This is a genomic window from Sedimentibacter hydroxybenzoicus DSM 7310, from assembly GCF_013403245.1.
GTDB classification, from domain to species: Bacteria; Bacillota; Clostridia; order Tissierellales; family Sedimentibacteraceae; genus Sedimentibacter; species Sedimentibacter hydroxybenzoicus.
This window is the reverse complement of sequence record NZ_JACBNQ010000001.1, coordinates 15460-40469: the sequence shown is the minus strand read 5'-3', so window position 1 is coordinate 40469 and position 25010 is coordinate 15460. Positions and strand designations below refer to the sequence as shown.

At 34.6% G+C, this 25010-nt stretch carries 24 protein-coding genes and 1 other annotated feature; of the genes, 10 read left to right on the top strand and 14 right to left on the bottom strand.

The genetic code is table 11. The features are described from left to right. Window positions 1-1584, top strand: a complete 1584-nt coding sequence (locus HZF24_RS00185; RefSeq protein ID WP_179236241.1) for a glycoside hydrolase family 26 protein — start codon at window positions 1-3, stop codon at window positions 1582-1584. A 115-nt stretch (window positions 1585-1699) separates the two neighbouring features. Here the strand turns inward: HZF24_RS00185 and HZF24_RS00180 are convergent, their stop codons facing one another. Next, window positions 1700-2839 carry a pyridoxal-phosphate-dependent aminotransferase family protein gene (locus HZF24_RS00180; RefSeq protein WP_179236240.1) on the bottom strand — a complete coding sequence of 380 codons (1140 nt, stop codon included), beginning with the start codon at window positions 2837-2839 and terminating at the stop codon, window positions 1700-1702. 196 nt (window positions 2840-3035) lie between these two features. Between HZF24_RS00180 and HZF24_RS00175 the strand changes: the two genes are divergently transcribed. Continuing rightward, window positions 3036-3818, top strand: a complete 783-nt coding sequence (locus tag HZF24_RS00175) for an IclR family transcriptional regulator (RefSeq protein ID WP_179236239.1) — start codon at window positions 3036-3038, stop codon at window positions 3816-3818. 16 nt (window positions 3819-3834) lie between these two features. On the opposite strand, the gene HZF24_RS00170 is transcribed toward HZF24_RS00175, so the two are convergent. Both HZF24_RS00170 and HZF24_RS00165 read right to left on the bottom strand, forming a co-directional pair. Further along, complete coding sequence (locus HZF24_RS00170) at window positions 3835-4608, bottom strand: type III pantothenate kinase (RefSeq protein WP_179236238.1); 774 nt, start codon at window positions 4606-4608, stop codon at window positions 3835-3837. A 13-nt stretch (window positions 4609-4621) separates the two neighbouring features. Beyond that, the gene (locus HZF24_RS00165; protein WP_179236237.1) at window positions 4622-5152 is read right to left on the bottom strand and encodes a class IV adenylate cyclase; all 531 of its coding nucleotides are present in this window, start codon (window positions 5150-5152) and stop codon (window positions 4622-4624) included. Window positions 5153-5275: 123 nt separating this feature from the next. On the opposite strand from HZF24_RS00165, the gene HZF24_RS00160 reads away from it, so the two are divergent. The 3 genes from HZF24_RS00160 (at window position 5276) to HZF24_RS00150 (ending at window position 6951) form a co-directional block, all read left to right on the top strand. Beyond that, window positions 5276-6046: a threonine/serine exporter family protein gene (locus HZF24_RS00160; RefSeq protein ID WP_179236236.1), complete on the top strand. Its 771-nt coding sequence runs from the start codon at window positions 5276-5278 to the stop codon at window positions 6044-6046. Window positions 6047-6059: 13 nt separating this feature from the next. Further along, window positions 6060-6485 (top strand): threonine/serine exporter family protein, encoded by a 426-nt coding sequence (locus tag HZF24_RS00155; RefSeq protein ID WP_179236235.1) that lies wholly within the window; start codon window positions 6060-6062, stop codon window positions 6483-6485. Window positions 6486-6567: 82 nt separating this feature from the next. Then, complete coding sequence (locus HZF24_RS00150; protein ID WP_179236234.1) at window positions 6568-6951, top strand: desulfoferrodoxin family protein; 384 nt, start codon at window positions 6568-6570, stop codon at window positions 6949-6951. A gap of 58 nt (window positions 6952-7009) precedes the next feature. Here the strand turns inward: HZF24_RS00150 and HZF24_RS00145 are convergent, their stop codons facing one another. From HZF24_RS00145 to HZF24_RS00130, 4 genes are all read right to left on the bottom strand, one after another. Continuing rightward, window positions 7010-7213 (bottom strand): ferritin family protein, encoded by a 204-nt coding sequence (locus HZF24_RS00145; RefSeq protein ID WP_179236233.1) that lies wholly within the window; start codon window positions 7211-7213, stop codon window positions 7010-7012. 38 nt (window positions 7214-7251) lie between these two features. Further along, window positions 7252-8388 (bottom strand): SpoIIE family protein phosphatase, encoded by a 1137-nt coding sequence (locus tag HZF24_RS00140; RefSeq protein ID WP_179236232.1) that lies wholly within the window; start codon window positions 8386-8388, stop codon window positions 7252-7254. A gap of 226 nt (window positions 8389-8614) precedes the next feature. Then, on the bottom strand, window positions 8615-10558 hold the full coding sequence (gene metG / locus HZF24_RS00135; protein ID WP_179236231.1) for a methionine--tRNA ligase: 1944 nt from the start codon (window positions 10556-10558) through the stop codon (window positions 8615-8617). A 58-nt stretch (window positions 10559-10616) separates the two neighbouring features. Then, window positions 10617-10847: a binding site (T-box leader), on the bottom strand. 81 nt (window positions 10848-10928) lie between these two features. After that, on the bottom strand, window positions 10929-11150 hold the full coding sequence (locus HZF24_RS00130) for a hypothetical protein (RefSeq protein ID WP_179236230.1): 222 nt from the start codon (window positions 11148-11150) through the stop codon (window positions 10929-10931). A 161-nt stretch (window positions 11151-11311) separates the two neighbouring features. Between HZF24_RS00130 and HZF24_RS00125 the strand changes: the two genes are divergently transcribed. Beyond that, the gene (locus tag HZF24_RS00125; RefSeq protein ID WP_179236229.1) at window positions 11312-12130 is read left to right on the top strand and encodes a PHP domain-containing protein; all 819 of its coding nucleotides are present in this window, start codon (window positions 11312-11314) and stop codon (window positions 12128-12130) included. A gap of 50 nt (window positions 12131-12180) precedes the next feature. Here the strand turns inward: HZF24_RS00125 and HZF24_RS00120 are convergent, their stop codons facing one another. The 4 genes from HZF24_RS00120 to HZF24_RS00105 all read right to left on the bottom strand — a co-directional run bounded on the left by HZF24_RS00120 (window position 12181) and on the right by HZF24_RS00105 (window position 16598). Further along, entirely contained in the window at window positions 12181-13419 is a 1239-nt protein-coding gene (locus HZF24_RS00120; RefSeq protein WP_179236228.1) for an aminopeptidase P family protein, read from the bottom strand. Between the two features lie 59 nt (window positions 13420-13478). After that, on the bottom strand, window positions 13479-14951 hold the full coding sequence (glpK, locus tag HZF24_RS00115) for a glycerol kinase GlpK (protein ID WP_179236227.1): 1473 nt from the start codon (window positions 14949-14951) through the stop codon (window positions 13479-13481). Between the two features lie 205 nt (window positions 14952-15156). Then, complete coding sequence (locus HZF24_RS00110) at window positions 15157-16359, bottom strand: DUF438 domain-containing protein (RefSeq protein ID WP_179236226.1); 1203 nt, start codon at window positions 16357-16359, stop codon at window positions 15157-15159. 11 nt (window positions 16360-16370) lie between these two features. Next, window positions 16371-16598, bottom strand: a complete 228-nt coding sequence (locus HZF24_RS00105) for a DUF1858 domain-containing protein (protein ID WP_179236225.1) — start codon at window positions 16596-16598, stop codon at window positions 16371-16373. A gap of 186 nt (window positions 16599-16784) precedes the next feature. Here HZF24_RS00105 and HZF24_RS00100 point away from each other — a divergent pair, with 186 nt between their 5' ends. Both HZF24_RS00100 and HZF24_RS00095 read left to right on the top strand, forming a co-directional pair. Further along, window positions 16785-18149, top strand: a complete 1365-nt coding sequence (locus tag HZF24_RS00100) for a copper amine oxidase N-terminal domain-containing protein (protein WP_179236224.1) — start codon at window positions 16785-16787, stop codon at window positions 18147-18149. 157 nt (window positions 18150-18306) lie between these two features. Beyond that, entirely contained in the window at window positions 18307-19488 is a 1182-nt protein-coding gene (locus tag HZF24_RS00095) for a glycoside hydrolase family 3 N-terminal domain-containing protein (RefSeq protein WP_179236223.1), read from the top strand. A 25-nt stretch (window positions 19489-19513) separates the two neighbouring features. Here the strand turns inward: HZF24_RS00095 and HZF24_RS00090 are convergent, their stop codons facing one another. After that, the gene (locus HZF24_RS00090; protein WP_179236222.1) at window positions 19514-20089 is read right to left on the bottom strand and encodes an HD domain-containing protein; all 576 of its coding nucleotides are present in this window, start codon (window positions 20087-20089) and stop codon (window positions 19514-19516) included. Window positions 20090-20270: 181 nt separating this feature from the next. Between HZF24_RS00090 and HZF24_RS00085 the strand changes: the two genes are divergently transcribed. Together HZF24_RS00085 and HZF24_RS00080 are read left to right on the top strand one after the other, a co-directional pair. Continuing rightward, window positions 20271-21986 carry a stalk domain-containing protein gene (locus HZF24_RS00085; RefSeq protein WP_179236221.1) on the top strand — a complete coding sequence of 572 codons (1716 nt, stop codon included), beginning with the start codon at window positions 20271-20273 and terminating at the stop codon, window positions 21984-21986. Window positions 21987-21997: 11 nt separating this feature from the next. Further along, window positions 21998-22387: a DUF2500 domain-containing protein gene (locus tag HZF24_RS00080; RefSeq protein WP_179236220.1), complete on the top strand. Its 390-nt coding sequence runs from the start codon at window positions 21998-22000 to the stop codon at window positions 22385-22387. 139 nt (window positions 22388-22526) lie between these two features. On the opposite strand, the gene HZF24_RS00075 is transcribed toward HZF24_RS00080, so the two are convergent. Both HZF24_RS00075 and HZF24_RS00070 read right to left on the bottom strand, forming a co-directional pair. Beyond that, on the bottom strand, window positions 22527-23759 hold the full coding sequence (locus HZF24_RS00075) for a S41 family peptidase (protein ID WP_179236219.1): 1233 nt from the start codon (window positions 23757-23759) through the stop codon (window positions 22527-22529). Between the two features lie 153 nt (window positions 23760-23912). Then, entirely contained in the window at window positions 23913-24989 is a 1077-nt protein-coding gene (locus tag HZF24_RS00070; protein ID WP_179236218.1) for an iron-containing alcohol dehydrogenase family protein, read from the bottom strand. Between the last annotated feature and the right edge of the window lie 21 nt (window positions 24990-25010).

Below are 25010 nucleotides of genomic sequence, written 5' to 3'. Positions count from 1 at the left end.
ATGAAGTTAAAGACAATTATTATAATAACTCTTCCAATAGTTGCCGGTGTCTTAATATATTTATTTTCTAAAAGCTATTTTGAAAAAAATGCAGAGCCGGATGATTTTTATGCCTTTGAATTTCAGACTGCAGAGGTTCAAGTGACTAATTCATACATTACAAAACTTTCTGCTTATTCTGATGAATACAACATATATACGAACAACCCTTACGGGTATGAAATAGTTCTGTTAAATACTTTAAGCTTAAACGAAGATATCATAAGCGTAAAAAGCAGATTTGAATCAGATAATTTAGTTATTGATGTGTTGTATGATAATTTTGCAGGTACGCTGGATTCGAATGAGATCTATAATAATTACGGTAATAAGGGTATTAAAGAAAATTCCGAGTTTAAAATCACCGAAGAATACGATGAGAAATACCACGGAATTAATACTCACGTTACCTTTTATGAAAGAACATCAAATGATTTAAACGACAAAAATTATTATGCCACAATTGCATTTGAGAGAAGCAAGGTTGAAATAGTAACTGTATTTATCAAATCATCCCAATCCATAGATATAAATCATATTATGCCTATGTTTAGGTTTATAGATAAAAACTACGAAATGAAATCTAATAAGATATTTAAACCGGTTAAGAAAAAATTTGATACTCTCACTCAGCAATTTTATGATAAATATTTCATCAACAATAAAAGCTTAAGCTTTGGTATATTTGAGCCGCTGTTTCCCGCCCATGATGAAAACCTGAAAATTTTAGAGGAAATGTTCGATTATAATTTCCCCGTGGTACTGTTGTACAATAGATTTGAACTGCCCTATAAGCAAGAACAAATGAATAATGCAAAGAAGCATAACAAGGTTGTTGAGTACACTCTTTATACAATGGATAAAATAGACGGCAAAGAAAAGGATATTACATTAGACATACTTGACGGTAAGTATGATGATTATTTAAATGATCTTGCAATCGGCTTCAAGGAGTATAATTTCCCTGTGCTTTTCAGATTAAATAATGAAATGAACGGAGGCTGGGTGACGTATTCTGCTTTTCACATTGGCAAGGATACCGATTTATACATTGATTGCTGGAAATACATTTATAATAAATTTAAAGAGCATGATGTCAATAATTTAATTTTTATCTGGAATCCGAACGAAAAAGATTTTCCAAACTATGCATACAATCATTACCTGAATTATTATCCCGGTGATGAATACGTTGATATAGTCGGATTAACCGCTTATAATACAGGAAATTATTATAAGGGTGAAACATGGAGAAGCTTTAACGAAGCATATGACCATTTCTATTACGAATATGAAAGTCAGTTTGAACATCCGTTTATGATTACGGAATTCAGCTGTGCGGAAGCAGGCGGAGATAAACCTTTCTGGTTTGATGATATGTTTAATAAAATAGCAGAATATGAAAGAATAAAATTGGCTGTACTGTGGAACGGACAGGACTTCGATACGACAAAACCGGAAAAAACAATATCGAGGAATTATCGGCTCGACTTGGACGAAAGTGTTATAAACTCGATAAGGAATGGTCTGAAAAAATACAAATAAAATAAGATTCCTCACAATACCTGAACATATAAACAAAAGAGGTTTTACATCCGCATAAATACAGTATTCGACATTCCAGATTGTCGAATACTGTATCAAAAACTATTTGTATACTTTAAATATTTTCAAGCAATGTTTTTAATCCGATACCTTTTTCATATTCGTATCCTAATTTTATTAATGTTCTTTCAATTGCTGCAATTGTTGAATATACTGTGTGGTCATCAATATTTCCCATATGGCCTACTCTGAATGCTTTTCCTGCATAAGCTGCTAAAGCACCGGCAGCCATAACTCCTTCTTCGGCTAATTTGGTTCTGAACTCCAGATCATTGATTCCTTCAGGATATAAAACAACAGAAAGAGTTGAGCATCTGTCTTTTTCATTGGCAAGCAATTTAAAGCCTATTGCTTCAAGGGACTTATTAATTGCTTCTGACACCTTTGTATGTCTGTCGTATCTTGCTTCTGCACCCTCTTCGTTTATTAATCTAACGGACTCTTTTAAAGCCCAGATCATATTAACTGCAGGCGTAGCAAAGTATTTTGCAGGGTCGTTCATTATCGGTATCCATTTTTCAAAATCTACGTAGTATTCAGGAATTGTTCCTATTGATTTTCTTCTTTCCAATGCTTTTTTACCTGCCCATAGGATCAGAAGACCGGGCGCTACACCAAATGCTTTTTGTGATCCGGTAAATAATATGTCTATGCCGTAATCATCTACATATTCTCTTTCGCCCGCTGTTGCTGCAACTCCGTCAACTATATAAATCGTATCAGGATAATTTCTCATTATCTTTCCGATTTCCTGAATAGGTGCACCCGCACCTGTGGATGTGTCAACATGTGTTACGGTAATTGCGGCATAATGCTTTTCTTTTAATTTGCTTTCTATTTCTTCCGGTGATATAACTTCTCCCCAGGCTGCCTGCAATAAATCAACATTTAATCCTTTTCTTTCGCAAATGTCTATAAATCTGTCTCCGAAAAATCCGTTTGAAACTATTAATATGTTGTCTCCTCTTTTTGTCACGTTAGAAACAGCCATTTCCATTGCCAGTGTACCTGAACCGGCAACAACGAAGCATTCACCGTCAGCCTTCAGTAAGGTTTTTAAGTTAATAACCAATTCTTTGAAATCTCTCACAAAAGCAGGATCTCCAAAAGCTACTGTTTCTCTCCCCATCTGATCTGTAATTGATCTCACTGTCGGAGTAGGACCTGGTATCATAACTAACTTATTATTTTTCATATAACGCTCCTTATGAATTTATTTGATTTCACCTAATGAAATTCAATTTTATTATAATATATTATATAATTTTTGCAGTGTCAAGAAAAACATAAATATTAACTTCTAAATATTTTTATAAATTAATTAATATTGATTTTATTTATAATACATGATAAAATTTCACCTAGTAAAATTATATTCAAGGAGATTTATTGTGAATGAAAAGTTAGTCAAGAATAATCAGTCTGTTGAAAAGGTATTACAAATTATAGAAACCATGGCTCTACATAGAGAACCGATAAGACTTCAGGATATTGCTTTGAAGGTAGATATGCCGGCCAGCACTACATTGAGATTCCTTAATACTTTGATGAAATCCGGATATGCTTATCAGGATCCTATTACGTTGAGATATTCTTTAACCCTTAAATTTATGTATATTGGAAGTCTTGTAAGTTCACAAATAAGTATTAGAGATATTGCACACCCATATTTGGCTGAGCTTTCAAAAAAATGTAATGAATCTGTATGCTTAGCTATTGAGCAGGATATGGAAATTGTATATATTGATGTTATAGACGGACCTGATGGTATGCTGAAAATAACCCAGCGAATAGGCAAGCTTGCTCCTATTCACAGTACAGGTATAGGAAAGATAATGCTTCTTAATTATGACACAAAGCAACTGGATCAAATGATAGCAATAAAGGGACTTAAAGCTCTGACTCCTAATACAATAACATCTAAGAGCGAACTGTTAAGGGAACTTGAAAATATAAAAGCACAAGGCTTTGCTTTGGATGATGAAGAGTGTGAACTCGGAGCACGTTGTTTATCAGTAGGGATAAAGGATTATACAGGAAAGTACGTTGCAGGTATAAGCGTATCAGGACCAACAACGCGTATGACTATGGAGTACATTGAAATTATTAAAAACATAGTTATAGATACTGCTAAAAAAATTTCCGGGCATCTTGCACATAAGGATATCCTGTAAGGATATCCCTATTGCCTTATTTTTTGCAATTCTTGTCATGTATTACTTTTAATCCTTTAAACAACAATAGAGGGTCGTAAACATCTATTAGCTTGGTTTCCTCATATATTATTCTGCCTAATCCGCCTGTTGCTATAACCTTCATATCATCTATTTTCATTTCTTCCTTTATTTTTTTAATAATATATTCAACCTGCCCGATATATCCATATACTAAGCCTGCCTGAATGCTTGTAACGGTGTTTTTTGCAAGTATTGAAGAGGGTTTTTTAATTTCGACGCTTGGAAGCTGCGCCGTCCTTTGCCACAATGCATCTGCAGAAATCTGAATTCCGGGAGATGTTATACCATATTTAAATTCTCCCTTTTCGCTTACTACATCGTATGTTGTGGCTGTACCAAAATCTATTACAATCAGTGGCCCGCCATATATATCATAACCGGCCACAAGACCGACAATTCTATCGGCACCCACTTCTTTGGGATTGTCAGTTACTATTGTTATCCCTGTCTTAATTCCAGGCCCGACAATTAAAGGTTCAATATTAAAATATTTCTTTAAAGCATTTTCAAAGGAATGCATAACATTGGGAACAACCGATGACACAATTGCACTGCTTATTTTCGTATGCTCTATGTCACTGTGTTTCAATAAGCTTAAAATAAAAACGCCATATTCATCAGATGTTTTCTCACTTCTTGTAACCATTCTCCAGTTACCAAGGAGCTCATCACCATCATAAACTCCTATAACTATGTTGGTATTACCGATATCAACAACTAATATCATGTTCCCTCCCACTTTATTCCTTACTAAGCTCATCAATTGGTTTTGTAGTAATTTTACTTCTGTCTAAATTTAATAATTTAATTGCTTTTTCCAGCTCGTCTTCTGAATTCATTTCTATTTCAAGATACGGTTTTGAATATGTTTGCTTGTCCCAGGTATCTATTTCAAATATTATGCCTTCATATTCATATGACTTTCTGTGTTTATGACCGGGTCTTTTCATTTTATAGCCTAAAAGCTCTATTATTTTTGCAGTGCTGTTCCAGTCTGAAATTTCTGTTTCGATTTCCTCATTAACTCTTAATTTATCTCTGTTAATACTTTTCTTAAATGTCAGTGTATGTTTTATTTCACCATTTAAAAGGTTTTCAGTTATCCTAATCCTTAAATATCCGTTGTATGTTTTCTTTAAGCATCCATCTTCCGTGTCAAATCTGTAATTTATCTGATTTTCATCCTTAATAAGAGTTGCTCCCAAGCTGATAAGCTTTTTTTCTATATCCTGTTTATCGATGTTAAGAACCTTAACTTCTTTTTCCCTCATAAACTCCTCCAAGTCATTTTTAATATTATATCACAAAACAAATTAATTTAAATAAAAATTACAAAAATAGTTAATTTCAATAAAACATTGTGATATAATTAAATATATTTACTGAGGTGATTTATGGAACTTGATATTAATAAGTTATTAAAGATACTTAAGCTTTCTGCTCAGATAATAATCGAAAACGGTGGAGAAACCTATAGGGCGGAAGAAACAATAAAATACATATGCAAATCCTTCAAAGTTAAGGAAATAGAGCCTATTGCTACCCCGACGGGATTATATTTTACTATTTCCGTTAATGGAGAAGAAAACAATACAATAGTTAAACGAATCAGAAAGAGAACTATTAACCTACAAAAAATTAATGAAGTAAATAATACTTCAAGGAATTTGACATCAGGACAGATAACCTTGGATGAAGCATTGCTTCAATTAGAGGATATATATGGCAATGATAAAATTCAATATAAATACTCATTGTTATACGGCGGTATTTCTTCGGCATTTTTTACCCTTCTGTTTGGAGGAGGTTTATTTGAATTTACTGTTGCACTGTTTTCGGGAATAATAGTCACTATAATTTCCGGAAAATTTGAAGAGCTTCAATCATATCAGTTTTTTTCAAGTATTATTGCAGGTGCATTTTTATCCTTTATTGCAATTACATTTACACACCTGCTTGGAAAGGGTAATTACAACTATATCATAGTGGGAGGAATTATGCCTTTGTTACCCGGACTTGCTATGACTAATGCCATAAGAGATACTATTAGAGGAGACCTTTTGTCCGGAATTACGAGAGCTACAGAGGCATTGTTGATTGCATCATCCTTGGCCGCCGGAGCCGGAGCAATTATATATACAGCGTATGCTTTAGGCATATCTTAATGAGGAGTAGAATATGTTTTTAGAAATGATATATTGTTTTATAGCAACTTTCTTTTTTGCACAAATTATGAATGCTCCAAAAAAATCTTTGATTTATTCTTCATTAACTGCATCAATGGGATATGCCGTATATAAGTTCTGTATAATTTCAGAGCATTCATTGCTTGGTTTCTTTCTTGGTACCTGCTTAATTGCAATCATAGGAGAAATTTTAGCACGAAGGTTAAAAATGCCTGCAACCATATTTATATTTCCAAGTGTTATCCCCATCGTTCCCGGATTAGGGCTTTATGAAACAATTCTTGCATTTGTTCAGAATGATATACAAAAAGCTCTTGAAACAGGAGTAAACACAATTTTAAGCATTGGAAGCATGGCAATAGCTATGGCACTTATAAGCTTGATAGCATTAAAAATACGTAATAAAAAAACTGTTTAATGTTTTTTATATTATATGTTTTAAAGTGTATGGAATTGGGTATAGAAATGTTGTTGAACTATTAAAATATTTGGAGGGTACTATGTGTAAAACAAAATTTTATTTATGTGAAACTTGCGGTAATTTAGTAAGCTTATATAACGAAGGCGGCGGAACTTTAGTTTGCTGTGACAATGATATGAAAGAACTTATTCCCGGTACGGTAGATGCTTCTTATGAAAAACACATCCCTGTAATAGAAGTTGAAGGAAATAAAGTAACCGTAACAGTCGGAAGCGTAATTCATCCTATGGCTGACGAGCATTGGATTGAGTGGATATACCTTGAAACAAAGGAAGGAACTCAAAGAAAATGCTTAGAGCCGGGCTGTGAACCAAAAGCTGTATTCATGTTAGCTGAAGGTGATGAAGTTGTTTCTGCTTACGAGCACTGCAACCTTCACGGTTTATGGAAAAAAGAAGCGTAAATGAAATATTAAGCAAATAAAAACACCACTCCCTGATGCTCACGAGGGAGTGGTGTTTTTATTTGTCTGCGTTCATCAGCTTTTTAAACGCTTCATACCTGTTTCTCAGTGCCTTCTCATGATTTTCTTCGTCTGTTACCAACTGCTCAAAAAATTTTTTTGCCATAGGGTCATCTGTTTTTTCAAACAGCATTTTGTAATGCTTTTGTGCCCTGATTTCATCATCGATTGCTTCTAAAATTCCGTCCAATATTTCTTTCATAATAATCCCCTCCTCATTAATTTCTGCCTTAAATATCATTACGATAACTTTGCAACTACCAAGGTTATGTCATCATTTATTTTTTCATATTTTACAAAATCATTAAAATCCTCATGGATTTTCTTGACAATGTGTGACGGTTTAAGTCTATATATTTTTTTAATGAGCTTTTTCATTCTTCCTTCATAATATTCATTGCCGCATCTTTGCTCCGGCAGCCCGTCAGACATAATAACCAGTGTCATTTCCGGAAGCAGCTTTATGGAATGGTCCTTATAATTATACAAGCTAAAATCTAATGCTGTAGAAACCGGAAAATATCCCTCGTTCAACTCAATTATATTGTCTTTGTCCACAACTAATATCGGACACATATGGAAACCAGCGTTACAATACGTCAGCTCCTTTGTTTTTAAATCAAATACCGCAAAAAAAATGCATACGAGATATTCTGTGGGGTATCCTTCTTTTATATATTGCTCGAGAAAAAAATTCATAACTTCTTTGGGTGAAAGCACCTGTCCCGGTATATGCTTATGTCTGAAATAACTGTTTATTGTGTCCTTAACAAAAATAGCCAGCATTGCGCTATCTAGTCCATGTCCCGACACATCTGCCACAAAACAGACATACTGCTCAAAATAATCGTTCAACAAGCCGTTGTCTACTTTAAATACATCAAACAAATCACCGCCTAAATCCTGTGCGGGAATATATAATGAAGCAAAGGAAATGTTTCCTGTGTTTGGAAGACTTCCGGGAAGAGAGCGTTCATGAATTTTTATAGCATTTTTGATCTCTATGTCCAGTCTGTTCTTTACTCTCTCATACTCAGCATACTTTTCATTACCATAAATATATAAAAGATTATCCTTTTTAAGTATCTTCACATGCAGCTTTATCAAGCCATGCTTGCCATTGAACAGAAACTCCTCCGGAAGAGAAATACTTTCGGACGCATATTTAATAAAAGCTTCAGACCTGCTTATGTGAATATCCGCAATAATTTCCAGGAATTTTTTTTGTTTTAATTCAATATCATCATAGCTCAGGATATCCTGCAAAGCCTTATTGGAGAATATAATTTGTCCATCTGGGCTACAAACTAAAATATGCTCATCAATAATATCTGTTATAGTCCTGTTTATTTCAACAAAATCAATGTCGTACCCCATGATAAATCCTCCCTGTCTGTTATTTGGAATGTAATATTTGCTTGTTAATTGTATCACAATATTTTAGTATATTAATAATATTATATCATTTTTTTAATAAAATCAACAATTGTCGTTAAATATCTACAAATTTCATTTACAAAAAAGGATTTGCATGATACAAATCCTTTTTCACTCTATCGAAAATCCACTGCAAGTCAATTGCTAACCCATTGACAATCCATGGCTATGATATCGTTGCACCGTCCGCAATATCTTCAAGTGTGGAAAGTAAAGTTAATTTTTTACCCTTTTCAGCAGTTAAAAGCATGCCGTTGGATTCTATGCCTCTCAGCACGACAGGCTTTAAATTGTATACCATTACAACCTTTTTACCTGCTAAATCCTCAGGGCTGTAATATTTTGATATACCCGATACCACCTGTCTCGTTTCTTCTCCAACCTTTAATTGGAACACTAAGAGCTTATCTGCATCAGGATGTCTCTCTGCTTTAACTATTTCAGCAATTCTCAAATCTAATTTAGCAAAATCGTCAATAGTTATGAAATTATCTTCTTTTCCTTCTTTGACCTCAATAACTTCCTTCACCTCGGATTTAGCTTCATTTATTTTATTGATTTCCTCTAATTTTTTAACTGCATCTATTCTTGCAAACAATATTTCAGGAGTATCTACCTTTTGTCCCGGCACCATTCCATTAAAGCTTAATAATGAATCCCAATCTGTCTTGTCTGTATTAAGCTGCTTAAATATCTTCTGTGCCGTTTCGGGAAGGTATGGTTCCAGTAAAGCTGCTGCAATCCTGATAGATTCAAGCAGATTATATAATACTGTTCCCAGCCTTTTCTTCTTGCTTTCGTCCTTGCCCAATACCCAAGGCTGTGTTTCATCAATATATTTATTGCTTCTTCTGAGAAGGTTGAAAATTTCATCAATAGCATCAGAAACCTTTAAATCATCCATTTTCTTTTCAACTCTTACAGGTGTTTCAAGCGCTAGCTTAATAAGCTCATCATCTATTGATTCATGTTCTTCCGGAGGAAGAATAACACCGTCAAAATATTTATTGGTCATAGTGATGGTTCTATTTACTAAATTTCCCAAAATATTAGCCAGATCAGAATTTATTCTTTCAATTATAAGATCGTACGTCAATGTACCGTCGCTGGCAAAAGGCATTTCATGGAGTACAAAATATCTTATGGCATCTACACCAAACAGATCTACCAAGTCATCAGCATAAATTACATTACCTTTTGACTTGCTCATTTTACCTTCTCCCACCAACAGCCAGGGATGACCGAAAACCTGTTTTGGAAGCTCCACATCCAATGCCATCAATAATATCGGCCAATAGATAGTATGGAATCTTAAGATATCCTTGCCTATTAAATGAACGTCTGCGGGCCAATATTTATTAAACAAAGCTCCATGCTTTCCCTCAGTATCATAGCCTAAAAACGTAATGTAGTTACTCAGAGCATCTATCCACACATAAACAACATGACCTTCGTCAAAGGTAACGGGTACACCCCAGTTAAACGAAGTTCTTGAAACACACAAATCCTGTAATCCAGGTTTGATAAAATTATTAACCATTTCATTTTTACGTGATTCAGGTTGAATAAATTTAGGATTTTCTTCAATATGTTTCATCAATCTGTCGGCATAATTGCTCATTTTAAAGAAATAAGCTTCTTCTCTTGCCATGTGCACATCCCTGCCGCAATCAGGACATTTTCCGTCAACTAACTGAGATTCTGTAAAAAATGCTTCATCCGGTGTGCAATACCAGCCTTCGTAATATCCTTTATAAATATCCCCCTGGTCATAAAGCTTTTTAAATATTTTTTGTACGGTTTTTATGTGTTCCGGGTCTGTGGTTCTGACAAATTTGTCGTAGCTTGTGTTCATCAAATCCCATATTCGTTTGATTTCTCCTGCTACTTCATCAACATAAAGCTGTGGGGTTTTACCGGCTTCCTCTGCTTTAATCTGAATTTTCTCTCCATGCTCGTCTGTTCCTGTCTGAAAATAAACATCGTATCCGTTTAATTTTTTGAATCTGACGATACTGTCGGCAAGAACTATTTCATATGTGTTTCCTATATGGGGCTTGCCGGATGTATAGGCGATTGCCGTTGTTAAATAATATTTTCCTTTATTCATGTTTTCCTCCTATGTTTTTCAAAAATCACCAAAAAAATCGAACGCCTCTTTGCATATGCAAAGAGGCGAAAATCCGCGTTACCACTCTTATTCGCACATATTTCGCAATATGTGCCTCAACAGGTCATATAACCCTTGTATTATAACGTATACTCACGTCAAACCTTAACAAATGCTCAGGCATGAAGCTCCAAGGCCATCTTCACTATAAAGTCAATCTCCGGCTCGCACCTTACTCCGGTTCTCTTTGTCATAACTTACAAGCTACTCTTCTTTTCACAGCTTTTTTATTAATATTCATATAGTATTATTTTATTTATGTAAAACTATACATAAATACTTAACATTTGTCAACTGTTTGTTTTAATTATCAGAATATAAACTGAATCAACTTAACAATAGCTATTATTATACCAATTATTATTGCAGGGATCAATAAAAATCCAATGCCTAAGGGTATCAATAATATTATGACAAAAAGTCCTATTACGGCTCCTATAATCGTAAATATAACCTTTAATAAAACAACACCTATATTTATTGCAGCAACTATAAATACAAAAAATACAAATATTCCGATTAATATTTCCATTTCACATCTCCCTCTTTTATTTATTATATATTTTATTCAATTTATTCATATAATACACATACTATATTCACAGTTGATTAGCGTATTATTAAAATTTGATTAAATTATGGCAAAATATTTCAATAAATGATATAATGGTTTATTAAAAGCAGGAGCAGCAAATGATCGATTTACACATCCACTCTAAATTTTCCGACGGAACTGATTCCATCGATGAAATACTTAAAATTGTTCAGGAAAAAAATATACCCACGATTGCTTTAACCGACCATGATACTACCTATGGTATAGTTGAAATAACAGAAAAGGCAGACATAAATAATATAAATGTTATTCCTGCCGTAGAAATATCATCTGTTTCTAGCGGACACCTGATACACATCCTTGGATACAACATAGATATTTACAACAGTCAACTGCAGGATATGTTAAGCTTGATTTGCAATTATTTCAACAAATCATTCTTAGAGCATTATAATTGGTTGTTAAAAAACAACTATGTGAATTTTGATATAAATAAAATAATTAAATTTGCCGAATACAAGCAATGTATAGCTCTGTCAGATATTATGAAGGCAATGATAGCAAATGGGGTGCCTTACTCATTAAAGGATTGGCCGGAATTTTTCAATACTAAATTAAGACACTACAACGGTCATTTTATAGAAAATTTTCCTGTACACTCTTCGGAAGCTGTTGAGGTTATAAATCAAGCTAAAGGAACTGCAAGCTTTGCACATCCTGCAAGAATCGGTGATGCCGACATAAAAGAAATGGAGCTTCTTTTACCGCACGGTCTGAGAGCTTTAGAGGTTTATTATCCGTACCATGATGAAATTTTAGTTAAAAAATACGAAGAATTTGCTTTAAAGCACGATTTAATCAAGACAGGCGGCACAGACTGGCACGGTAAGGATTTGACAACCTGGAATGTTGAGATTGGTGATTATGGATTAAAAGAAACGATCCTTTTCGACTGATGAAAAGAATCGTCTTTAACCTTTTAACCAAAAAGGCTTTTTGTCTGCCTTTATTTCATAAAGTTTTCTATGTCATTCACCGACTTGATTATTTCTTTGGAAAGGTTAACTAAGCCCTTTTTAGTAACCCATACATTGTCTTCAATTCTGATTCCGATTCCTTCTTCTTTAATGTAAAGTCCCGGTTCGACAGTATAAACATTGTTTTCCTGAATTGTCTTATCTCTTCTCCTAAAATCATGTACGTCAAGACCTAACGGATGACCTATGCCGTGATAATAATATTTACTGACTTCGGAATCATCCTTAATGAGATTTATAGCTTTTAAACTGTCTGCGAAATACTTTTTAACCGCATTATTTACATCCTCTTCCGACGCACCTACATGCATTTTATCCATTGCCACATTTTGCGCCTCTAAAACTATGCTGTATATATCCTTCTGTCTCGTTGTAAACTTTCCGTTTGCGGGATACGTCCTTGTGATGTCGGATGCATAATTGTTGGAAAGCGCGCCTAAGTCAAGAAGTATCATACTGTTATCCTGTATCTTCTGTTTTAAATCTATGTAATGCAGAATCACCGCTTTTTCACCTGAGGCACCTATTGTTTTAAAGCTTGGCTTAGAACCTCTTAGCCCAAGCTGGTATTCAAAATCAGCTCTCACCTGATATTCGAATTTACCCGGTTTTAAATTTTTCATTACAAACTCTAGTGCTTCCTTAGTATAGCCAATGGCTGTCTTTATTTCATTTATTTCTTCCTCTGTCTTAGAACCTCTTAATTCTGACATAATGTCCAAAGAGCTTTTAATACTTACTGCAGGATACTGGTTTCTGATCCAATGAGCCAAGCTCCTGTAGTTGTCGTAGGGTTCATCCTTGTCGGCAATATAGGAAAAAACATATACGTTGTCCGGTCTGTCTGCGGAAGACAATCTCTTTGCAAGCTCATCCATAAAGCTATATCTGTTTTGAATTGATTCAATGCCTGAAAGCTCTTTAGCTTCATCGTTTCTCATTAAAATTCCGTACCATTTTTCATAATGCTCATCCACAGGCGGTATATACAGAATTTCGGTAGTTTTTCCTGCGATTTTATTTATCAATAAAACCATATTTTCCATATCGATTCCGGTTAAATAAAAGAAATTTCTGTCTACAGAAAATCCATATTCCTGATCTGCACTTTCTCTCGGTGCCTTGCCGGAAAAGAATACCGCCGTTGAGTAATCATCCATTTTTTCAGCAAACTTCTTTCTGTTATCAATAAAAAAGTTTTTATTCATTATATTTATTTCCTCCATATTATTTTAAAACCGTCCCCTCTGACTGTCCTCTAATTTTTTCACATCGTTCTGTTTACTGCCTTTTTCCAACCCTTATATAGTTCTTCTCTCGTTTCCTCGTCCATATCAGGTCTGAATTTTCTTTCAATACTCCAGTTTTGAACAATTTCACCCTTTGATTTCCACAAGCCTACAGCCAGACCGGCTAAATATGCAGCTCCAAGAGCCGTAGTTTCCGTAACATCAGGTCTTTCTATGTTTATATTGAGTATGTCTGACTGAAATTGCATTAAAAAGTTGTTTTCCGTAGCTCCGCCGTCAACCCTTAATGCAGTTAAATTGATTCCTGAATCATCAACCATGGCCTCAATGATGTCTTTAGTCTGGTACGCAATTGATTCAAGTGTCGCCCTTATGATGTGATTGCGATTCACTCCTCGCGTTAAACCTATAATTGCTCCTCTTGCATACATATCCCAATACGGTGCTCCAAGACCCGTAAAAGCGGGAACCACATATACTCCGTTGCTGTCAGGCACTTTTTGGGCAAAGTATTCGGAATCTCCGGCATCATGGATAAGCTTCAGCTCATCCCTCAGCCACTGTATTGCTGCACCCGCCACAAATATTGAGCCTTCAAGTGCATATTCAACCTTACCTCCTATTCCCCAGGCAATGGTAGTAATGAGCCCATTATGCGATTTAACGATTTTTTCCCCCGTATTCATAAGCATGAAGCAACCGGTTCCATATGTGTTTTTAACCATTCCCTCCTGAAAGCAAAGCTGACCAAATAGTGCTGATTGCTGATCCCCGGCAATTCCCGATATGGGTATTTCAGATCCTAATAAGTCTTTTCTTGTATTGTCATAAAATTCGGAGGATGCTTTAACCTCCGGAAGTATATTTGAAGGTATGTTAAGGGTCTTAAGAAGCTTTTCATCCCATTTTAACTCTCTTATATTATAAATCATTGTTCTTGATGCATTTGAATAATCAGTTACATGTACTTTATTAGCACTTAAATTCCATATAAGCCATGTGTCAATAGTGCCGAATAAAACTTCTCCCTTTTCCGCCTTTTCTCTGACGCCGGGTACATTATCAAGTATCCATTTGATTTTTGTACCGGAAAAATAAGCATCAATTACCAACCCGGTATTTTCATTTATGTATGTTTCTATTCCCGTCTTTTTTAGTTCGTCACATATTTCCGATGTTTGCCTGCTCTGCCACACGATTGCGTTATAAACAGGCTTCCCTGTATTTCTATCCCACAATACCGTTGTTTCTCTTTGATTGGTAATACCAATACATGCAATTTCATCGGGGTCAACGCCCTTTATTGCCTCTATAGCCGAGTTCAGCTGCGTTTCCCATATTTCTTCGGGATCATGCTCTACCCATCCCGGTTTGGGATAAACTTGCTTAAATTCTTTTTTTGCCAAATTAACAATTGCACCGTTCCTGTCAAAAAGTATAGCTCGTGAACTTGTTGTTCCCTGATCTAATGCAAGAACATATTTTTTCATTACGGTCCACCCCACAATCTTATTAATTTAATTATACACTTGGTGCATAAAATAATCAACGCAAATGAAAAATAACAGACAATAAAAAAGGCTGTTTAAAAAGTTCATCCTGCAAGGCACCGCAAGTCGAGCAACCGCAGCATATTAGACATATGTGAGGATTGACCGACTTGTGGCAACGACGCAGGGGGCTTTTTAAGCAGCCTTATTCGGTTACTAATCGTTTTTCTCCTGTAATCTCCTGTATGGGCTTGATATCCTGTGATACTTCCAACACTCCTAAATATTTACCTTTTTCATCACGTACCGCATAATATCGTATATGTATATATTTATCCTTCATTTTAATCCAGAAATCCTCGTGTTCCTTTTTACCTGATTTAAAATCATCTACAATCTCCTCGACAATATGTACGCTTGCAGGGGGATGACAATTTGATATATTTCTTCCTATTATGGTTCTTGGTCTTGGGAAAATTCTTTCACTGCTTTCAGAAAAATATTTTACCGTATCATCACTTCCGACAAATGTAATGTCAAAAGGCAGAGTGTTAAGCATATGAGTTAACTCGTTTACTTTAAATATACCTGAAGGTAATGTAATTGTTCCCGGCTCGCTCATTTCTTCTTTGATTTCTTCCTTAGCTTCCTCATCCGGTTTCCATTCAGGAACCCATCTGAGCATATGACCTATTTCACTGCTGTTGTCAGCTGCTGTTTTCCATTCATCCTGTGACATAACATCCAAAAGCATCGGAATCATTATATTCTCTTCCTTAAAAATCATTTCATTTACACGGGTTAATGCTTCCTCGATTCTTTTCTTAATTTCATCATTCAAATGTCCGGATGATAAATCAGAATATATTGATTTTAAATCGGCTCTTATTTCATCATCAACGCCCCACATAACCTTTGGAGGTGCTGTTATTCCGTATTTCTCCATGTATGGAAACAATAAATTTTCCTTTTTAGAATAATGAATGTCAATTTTTAATAGCTGCTCAAAGCCGTCTTTTAATTTTTCAACTGATTCTTTATCCGATAAATTGTCTATGTACGGTTTAATTTTATTTTCTATTATCTTTTCAATTTCTCTGTTTTCAAGAAACAACACATTAGCAGGATGTCCGGGTATTTTAGTCGGATCTGATTCTCTGTGGATTTCTTCTATAGAACCCTTAAATACTGCAGAATGCACATCGCACAATCTTTGAACCTCTGTTATAGGAAGTCCTTCCTTGATAAGTGCCTGCTCTGCTTCCGTAATTTCCACAGCCGAAACCCCTTTGAAAGCTTCTTCAAATCTGCTTTTTACTTCATCAACACTTTTACCGTCATGAAGTTCTTTAATAATTTGTTTGATTATTTCTTTCCTGTATTCCCTGTTATTAATATGTTCACTCATAAAATCTCTCCTTATTCTTTAATTTCAAATCCTCTTTGAATTAATTTTTCTTTAATTTTTTCCATAGGTATTCCCTTTGCTTTAGACCCCTTAGTCAGCGTCATAATTCTCCCTGCCGTATTAATCATTCCCGGCAGCGTTATATCCTTAAAGCCAATGCTTGCCAATATTTCCTGCAGTTCGGGGTATTCCCTGCACAACTCATATACGCTTTTGCTTATATCAATAACTTTGCTCATATACTTCACCTCAAAATATTAATATACCACATATATTTAATTATACCTTAATATACTAAAATTAAACAGATTTACTTTGTACTTCTGTGCATATATTACCAAAAATATAAAATAAAAAACATTGAATTTACTTTAACAATAGTATAGTATTTACTTAAGCAGTCTAATTTTTTTAGGAGGGAATTTATGAAAAAAACAATTTTTACACTCAGCTTAATACTAATGTTAGTATTATCATCAACTACTGTTTTTGCACAAAATAATGAAATAATAGTTGCAATCGATTCTGAAAAGGTTGAATTTACTGAAGAATCAGGACATCCTTTCGTTGATGAGAACAGTAGAACTCTTGTTCCGTTCAGAAAAGCTCTTGAGTCATACGGAGCAACTGTGGATTGGAATAATGATGAACGTATTGCAATTGCAGAAAAGGACGAGATTAAGGTTGAAGTTCCAATTGATCAAAGCTACATATTGGTAAACGGAGAACAAAAAGCTACAGATACTCAGGCGAAAATAGTTAACGGTAGAACATATCTTCCTATAAGAGCCGTTATTGAAGCTTTCGGTTCAAGCGTAGAGTGGGATGCATCCTTAAAAACAGTAGTTATTACTACAACTCCTGTTGATGCAAAAGCTATATTTACCGAAGCTAATAACAAATCAATTGATTGGAAAAACTACGATGCTGATGTTAAAGTAGACATCTCTTTGGATGTTCCCGATGCGGCAGGCAGTGTTCAAACTATGAATATGAAAATGAACATGTACATGACTTTATTCGTTAATCCTATGAAAGCAAAAATAAACGCAGATATGTTAGTGAATATTGCCGGACAGGAAATGTCTCAGCCTTTTATGAACATGTACATGACAATTGATGAAAATGGTATGAACCAATATATGAGCATGGATAATAATGGCACATATACATGGATGAAGCAAACTATCGCCAATGAAATGTTTGGGGATTTATTGAAATATGATGAAGAAGCAATTGAAAAAAATAAAGAAACAGCTGAAAAATATACAAAGGATGTTAAATATTTCGGTAAATACAAAGACAAAGACAGAACTCTTTTAAGATTAGAATATACAATGTCAGGCGAAATCTATAAAGATATGCTTGGTGAAAGCTTAGAAAATATGCCTGCTCCTACAAATGAACAGGAAGAAGCTACTTATGAAGCATTGAAAGCATTGGTAGACGGAAATTTCGGCGATACTAAGTATATAGTTTACATTGATGAAGAAACCAAAGAAATTGTCAAATATGAAATGGATTTAGGTACAATGATTCAGCTTGTGATGGGAAGCATGACTGACTTGTTAGGCGAAATGCCTCAAGAAGTATCAGATATGCTAAAGAGCATGAAAGCTACCATGGTTATGGAAGTTTTAAATGTTAACCATGCTGAAGATTTTGAAATACCTGAAGAAGCACTGAATGCTCCTGAAATGAATGAATATTTAGAGCAATTATCACAAGAAGCTGCTACTGAAGAAACTACAGAGGAAGAAACTACTGAAGAAACCGAAACCGAAGAATAAGCTAAACAAATTAATAAAACCATCAAACCATGAGAGGGCAACCTCTCATGGTTTTAACGGCAACAAACAGGTGGGTCTTTTCATCAACCTATATTTTTTATTTAATAAATTGGTTCTATATGTTAATATTAATACTATCACTAAATAGGAGCATAAAATGAAAAATTTATTTATTTATCTGCTGATTTTTTTATTAACAGGTTGCACGTCTATAGAACAGCCAAAAAATCCGGACAAAAATAATGGAGGTCCTCCGCCTGTTGAAGAACCAAGTGTCCCGATAGATCCGGAAGAACCGGAAGAACCGAAAAATAACAGCTTATTTCATGAATATGATGAGCAGGCTGAAAAATTGCTGATGGAAATGACCACAGAAGAAAAAATCGGACAAATGTTCTTAGTCAGATACCCCGAAGAGAAACAGTTAGATCTTTACCTATCTATGAATCCCGGTGGATTTATTATGTTTGGAAAGGATTTTGCAGGTAAAAGCAAAAATGAAGTTATATATAATATTGATTATTGTCAGAGCAACAGCACTGTACCTATGATAATTGCTGTTGATGAAGAAGGTGGAACGGTGGTAAGAGTAAGCTCAAATCCACTTTTATCCGACGAAAGATTTAAGTCACCGCAAGAGCTGTATGAAATTGGAGGTTTTAACGAAATTGAAAAAGATACTGTAAAAAAATCTAAGCTTTTATCCGAGCTGGGTATTAATTTAAATTTAGCACCTATCGCGGATATCTCCGTTGACGAAACAGATTTTATATATCAAAGAAGCTTTGGAAAAAATGCCGAAGAAACTGCAAAGTACATAAAAACTGTTGTTGAAGCAATGAAGAATCAAGGAATTTCTTCGTCTCTGAAACACTTTCCCGGTTATGGAAACAATGTTGACACTCATACCGGTTCCGCAACAGATACCCGGCCATATCAGCAGTTTATAAGCAATGACTTCATTCCTTTTAAGGCAGGTATAGAATCGGGATCTGAGAGTATATTGATTTCCCATAATATCATTGAAGCAATTGACCCGGAGCTTCCCGCTTCATTGTCAAAAAAGATTATTGATATTTTAAGATATGACATGGAATTTACAGGTATAATAATGACCGACGATTTATCAATGGGGGCTATATCGGAGCTTCGGACAGAATTATCTCCCGAGGTAGCTGCTGTATCCGCAGGTAATGATATGCTCATAGTAACTGATTTTGAAAACAGCTTTCAAGCATTATTAAGTGCTGTAAACTCAGAAGGAATTTCTATGGACAGGATTGATGAGTCCGTTCTGAGAATATTGAAATGGAAGTATTATATGAGCCTGTTTAAATAAAAAACAAGGGTAAAACCCTTATTTTTTATTGCTTGTACTGCTTTATTAATTCTTTTAATTTATCTACTACCTCCATATTTCCTGCGTTATCCGGCTTACCCATCATATCTGCCACTACCAGCTTAAGCATATCATCAATTCTATGCTCTCCCACAGATTTTATGAATTTGTTAATGCCTTTCTCCTTAATACTTGATGAAATATCCTTTATATAGTGGTATTTAATCAATATATAGACATCTGAAATAAAATCATCGTCATAACCTAATCTCTTTAATATTTTTTCACTTTCCTCCGCGGACCTTATGTGATGACCGTAAAAATGACCTCTGCCCTTTTCGTCTACCGTAAAGCAATCCGGTTTGGATATGTCATGTAAAAGTGCCGCCATTCTTAATGTCAGTCTTGGTTCGATTGAATCTACCACGGCCATCGTATGCTCTAACACATCCTTATCATGGTAGGGTGTTTTTTGTTCAAATCCTTTTAGCTTTAATAATTCAGGGATTATCTCATTTATTTGTCCTGTTTCCAGCAATTTATATATACCCTTTGAAGGTTTATGACTTAAAAGTATTTCATTTAAAATTTTTTTAAACATTTTTTCTCCTTTTGGGAACTATTTGTATTAAATTAACGTCTAATTAAAGTAATGCTTTAATTTTAAAACAATTATACATAATAATACATTAATTTTGTTTATCTTACAATAAGAAATAATATAGCTTTAACTTTTGCCAAAAAAAGTATATAATTAGATACGATGTAAGGAAGGTGATTGTATGAAAAGATTTTTAACAATTTGCTTAAGCACATTTATAGCAACCGCTACCGTTTTTTCACTAAATACATATGCAGCTGATTACAGCGCAAGCAATTTTCTTGAATTGGAAAATGTATTATTCGAACAAATGAAGGATTATAACGAAGTATTTGATATAAAATACACCGGTTCATTGGATAATATCGAAGATATATTAAAACATGTGGTTGATAAGGATCCATATTTAAATTCCAATATAAAATCCGTGGGATGGGAAATTGAAGGCACAAAAAGAGTAAGTAATATTAATGTTAATGTTGATTATATAATTACTAAGACAGAAAGAATTCAAGCTGATAAACAAATTGATAACATATTATCTGAAATTATAAACCCATATATGAATGACCACGAAAAAGTTAAAGCAGTACATGATTACATAATCTTAAATGGTAAGTATGATGAAAAAAAATTACTTTATTCCGATTATGATTTGCTTACTCAGGGTAAATCTGTTTGTAACGGTTACGCTTTGCTAACCTACAACATGTTGAACAAGCTTAATATACCTGTCAAATTAGTTACAGGTACAGGAAATTCCGAATTACATATATGGAATATGGTTGAACTTAGCGGTCATTGGTTCCATCTTGATACTACATGGAACGACCCGCTACCGGATGAAAACACAATTTCATACAATTATTACATGCTGACAGACAATGAAATTTCAGCAGACCATATAATTGATGAAAATCTTGACCTTCCGGTAGCAAATAAAAGCTATTATACTCTTTTAAAAGAATTATCATATAACAAATTGCTGATGGAAACAGGTCTCGACATTTATGATGATGTAAACACTGCAAAAAGCGAAAACGAATTAAAAAATATTCTTTCGTATAAAATAAAGCATCGTCCATTGAAGATTTCAGTGAGAATTCACAATTCAATATCTCAGGACATTGTAAATTCTGCGATGTCCGGTTTGCTTCGAAATGACTTTGTTTCAATTATCAGCTATGATTCTCCGCTTAAAACCGATAATTCCGGGGAATATAGAATATTAAATTTATATGTTAATTATAAAGAAACACCGGAAAGTATTGAGTTTGAATCAGTAAACAAAGTTTACAATACTGCAACAAAGGCTAATTTCAGCGTATATGCTGTATATGGCAATAAAAAGGTTAACATTACAAAGGATGTACTGCTTTATCCATATAAACATGAAGGTATAAGTATCTATGAAGGTACAATGACCTTTAAAAAACCGGGAAGCTACAGCTTAACCTTTGAATTTCAGGGACTTCAACAAAAAGTATCCATAGCTGCTTTAAATTCAAATGCATTTGAATTTATAACAAATAAAAAACCTGACAATCCGGTAAACGTAAAGGTTTATGATCAATATATCAACTTTAGCTCAATTAACCAATGGCCTTTTATCGAAAACGGCAGGACAATGGTACCGTTAAGAGCAGTTTTTGAAGTGTTAAACTGTAATGTAAACTGGGATACGGAAACAAACTCAGCCATAGTCGAATATGAGGGTACTAAAATAATAATTCCTGCTGATAGCAATGTTGCATATATCAATGGTACGGAAAGTGCATTGGATGCTCCTGCAAAATTAGTAAATAATCGAATTATGGTACCTCTAAGATTCATAAGCGAAGCAATAGACAAAATAGTTTTATGGGATGACAAAGACAAAACAGTTTTAATTTATTAATGGAGGAATAAATGAGCCCTTTTTACGACCCTTTTGTCGGATTTAACATTATGTCCACCTTATTCCCGATAATGTTCTTTTTAGTATTCGGGATAATAATATTTTCTGCTATAAAAAGCTTATCGGTCAGTATGCACAATAACAAGCAGCCAATAATACCTGTAGAAGCTAAAATAGTAACAAAACGATATGATGTATCACATCTCCGCCATCATCATGGAGATAATATGCACCATCACTCAAGCAGCAGTACCAGCTATTTTGCAACATTTGAAATGCCCAACGGAGAGCGTATGGAGCTTAAAGTTCCTTCAAATGAATTTGGAATGATGGTTGAGGGAGATAGTGGAACACTGCAATTTCAAGGAACAAGATTTATCACCTCCAGCATAAGCGACTGACACCAAATCTTTGATTTGGTGTCAGTCGCTTATGCTGGAGGTGAAAGCAGATGACCCAAATCTTTGATTTGGTGTCAGTCGCTTATGCTGTAAGTTAAAACATCAAAATAGCGAGAGCACATGCTCTCGCTTAATTTTTTTATTGATTAGCTTTTTCTTTTAAAACCTCAACTGCTTTTTTAAGCTGGTTGTCGGTATCATAGAATTCAAATCCGTAGCCCTGAGCATCCTCAGGCAATTCTATTTCAATATCCGGCTCTATTCCAATACCGTGAATATTAACTCCATTTGGAGTAAAATACTCAGACACCGTCATTTTAACACCTTCACCTTGATTTCCAAATTGTTGAACGCTCTGAACTATTCCCTTACCGAAGGTCTTCGTTCCGATCAAAGTTGCTCTGCCGGTATCTTTCATTGCACCTGCCATAATTTCAGAAGCGCTTGCGCTTCCATCATTTATTAATAAAACTATCGGTATGTCTTCTGATTTTGCATCAGATTTGAAATGCTTAATGTCTCCTGCTTTTGTCTTGGTATAAGTAATTATTCCTTCACCCATAAACATATCGGAAATATCAACCGTCGCATCTATAATGCCTCCCGGATTATACCTTAAATCAATTACTAAGCCCTTCATGCCTTTACTTTTCAAATCTGCATATGCAGCTTCAAAATCCTTTGCAGTTTGCAAATCAAATGTTGTAATTCTTATATATCCGATATTGTCATCAAGCATTGAAGATTTTATAGTCTTAATCCTGATTGTTTCTCTGTTGATAACTAAATCCGAAACATCCTTGCTTCCATCCGCATTTTCTCTTTGTACAGTCAAGGTTACACTTGTGCCCGGCATACCCTTCATGACATTTACTGCCTGCTTTATCTGACTTGCCGTATATTCGGTACCGTTAATTTTTATAATTTTATCGCCGGTTTTTAACCCTGCCTTCTCTGCAGGAGTATCTTCTATTGGAGATACAACCATGATTCTGTTATCATCACTTTCAGTTATATAAACACCTATTCCTTCATATGATCCTTCAGTATCCTGCATAAGTGCGCTAAATTCTTCTTTATTCATAAACTGGGTATAAGGGTCACCTAAAGCTTTTAACGTTCCCTCTAAAGCTCCCTCAAGCATTTTTTCCTCATCCGCTTCATACAGGAACTCCCTTTTAGCCAGCTCCATTATACTTTCCTGCTTAGCATATTTTTCATACGTATTTTTCATCTTTGTGTATGCTTCTTCGGATATAACTACCTTATTGCCTATCTCTACCATAAATACATTACCCAAGGTAAAGGTTAAAAAAGCAGTTACAAATACAACCACGATAATCGTAAGAATATATTTCCTCTTAGATACCATATACTCACTCCTAATATTAAAGTTAAGCCAAAATTAAACGCTTATATTTATTTATATGTTTCATTGTACAATTTTATCCTATGTAAATTAATACAACCTTAACTTTGATATTATAACACATATGAATATAAATAAAAATAAAATTTTGCTAAATTAGCGTTTATACTGAAAATCTTCTATAAATACGATGGCTTCCTTTATCATTTCAGGAGTTACTTTGTATGGATAATGCCTTACATCTATCCCTTTGAGAGCTTTATCAATCATTTTATCCACATCCGCCATTGAGCAATGAAGATCAGAAAGCCTTGTAGGAAATCCCATTTCTTTATTGAAGTTAAAAATTCTTTCAAATTCTTCTTTTTGCCTATCCACTGCAAGAAGCACCAGAATTCCGTAGGACACTATTTCCCCGTGAAGATGCCCGTGCTCTTCTATTTGAGGAATAACCGTGAATCCGTTATATACGGCATGCGCTAGCCCTGTGTTCAAATCTATGTTAACTAAGTTTGAAACATACCCTGTTGAAACTATAATTCCTAAAATTATTTCTTCTAATTCATTGGATACTTTGTTTTTCCTGCAATCTTCAAGTGCCTTAACACCATATTTCACAAACGGACCGTTGCACATGGAGGCAATATTAACTCCCATGCCTTGAGAATGATTGAGTTCATTCCCGCGGCTTGAAACAGAGCTTTCAAAATATTTAGCCATAGAATCGCCTATACCGGCCCAAAAATACTTATCCGGTGCATTTGCAATAATTTCACTGTCTATGAAAATATGAACAGGGGTTATGGCTGAAAATGTATATTCTCTTAACGAACCGTCCGGATGATATAATATACCCAAGCTCGTACAGGATGCGCATGTGGAGGCAATTGTAGGGAATGTAAAAAACACTCTGTTTGTAGTTTGTGCCAATACTTTTCCCGTATCAATTGCTTTTCCTCCTCCAACCGCAAATATCATATCTGCTTCCTGAACTTCAGGAATTGATTTTAAACGTTCTATATTTTCTGCGGATGCCTCTTTTCCAAACGGAAAAAATCCGGTAATTTGCAGTTCACTTCCTTCAACTGCATTTCTAATCTTATTTTCTGCTGCTTTTATAGCGCGTTCACCGCCTATTACAGCAGCCTTTTTTCCATATATACCGCATATTTTAACTATATTCTCATACGCATCATTACCTATCGTATAACCGGGATAAAATTGTGTTTTCATAATAAACTCCTTAATTTTATA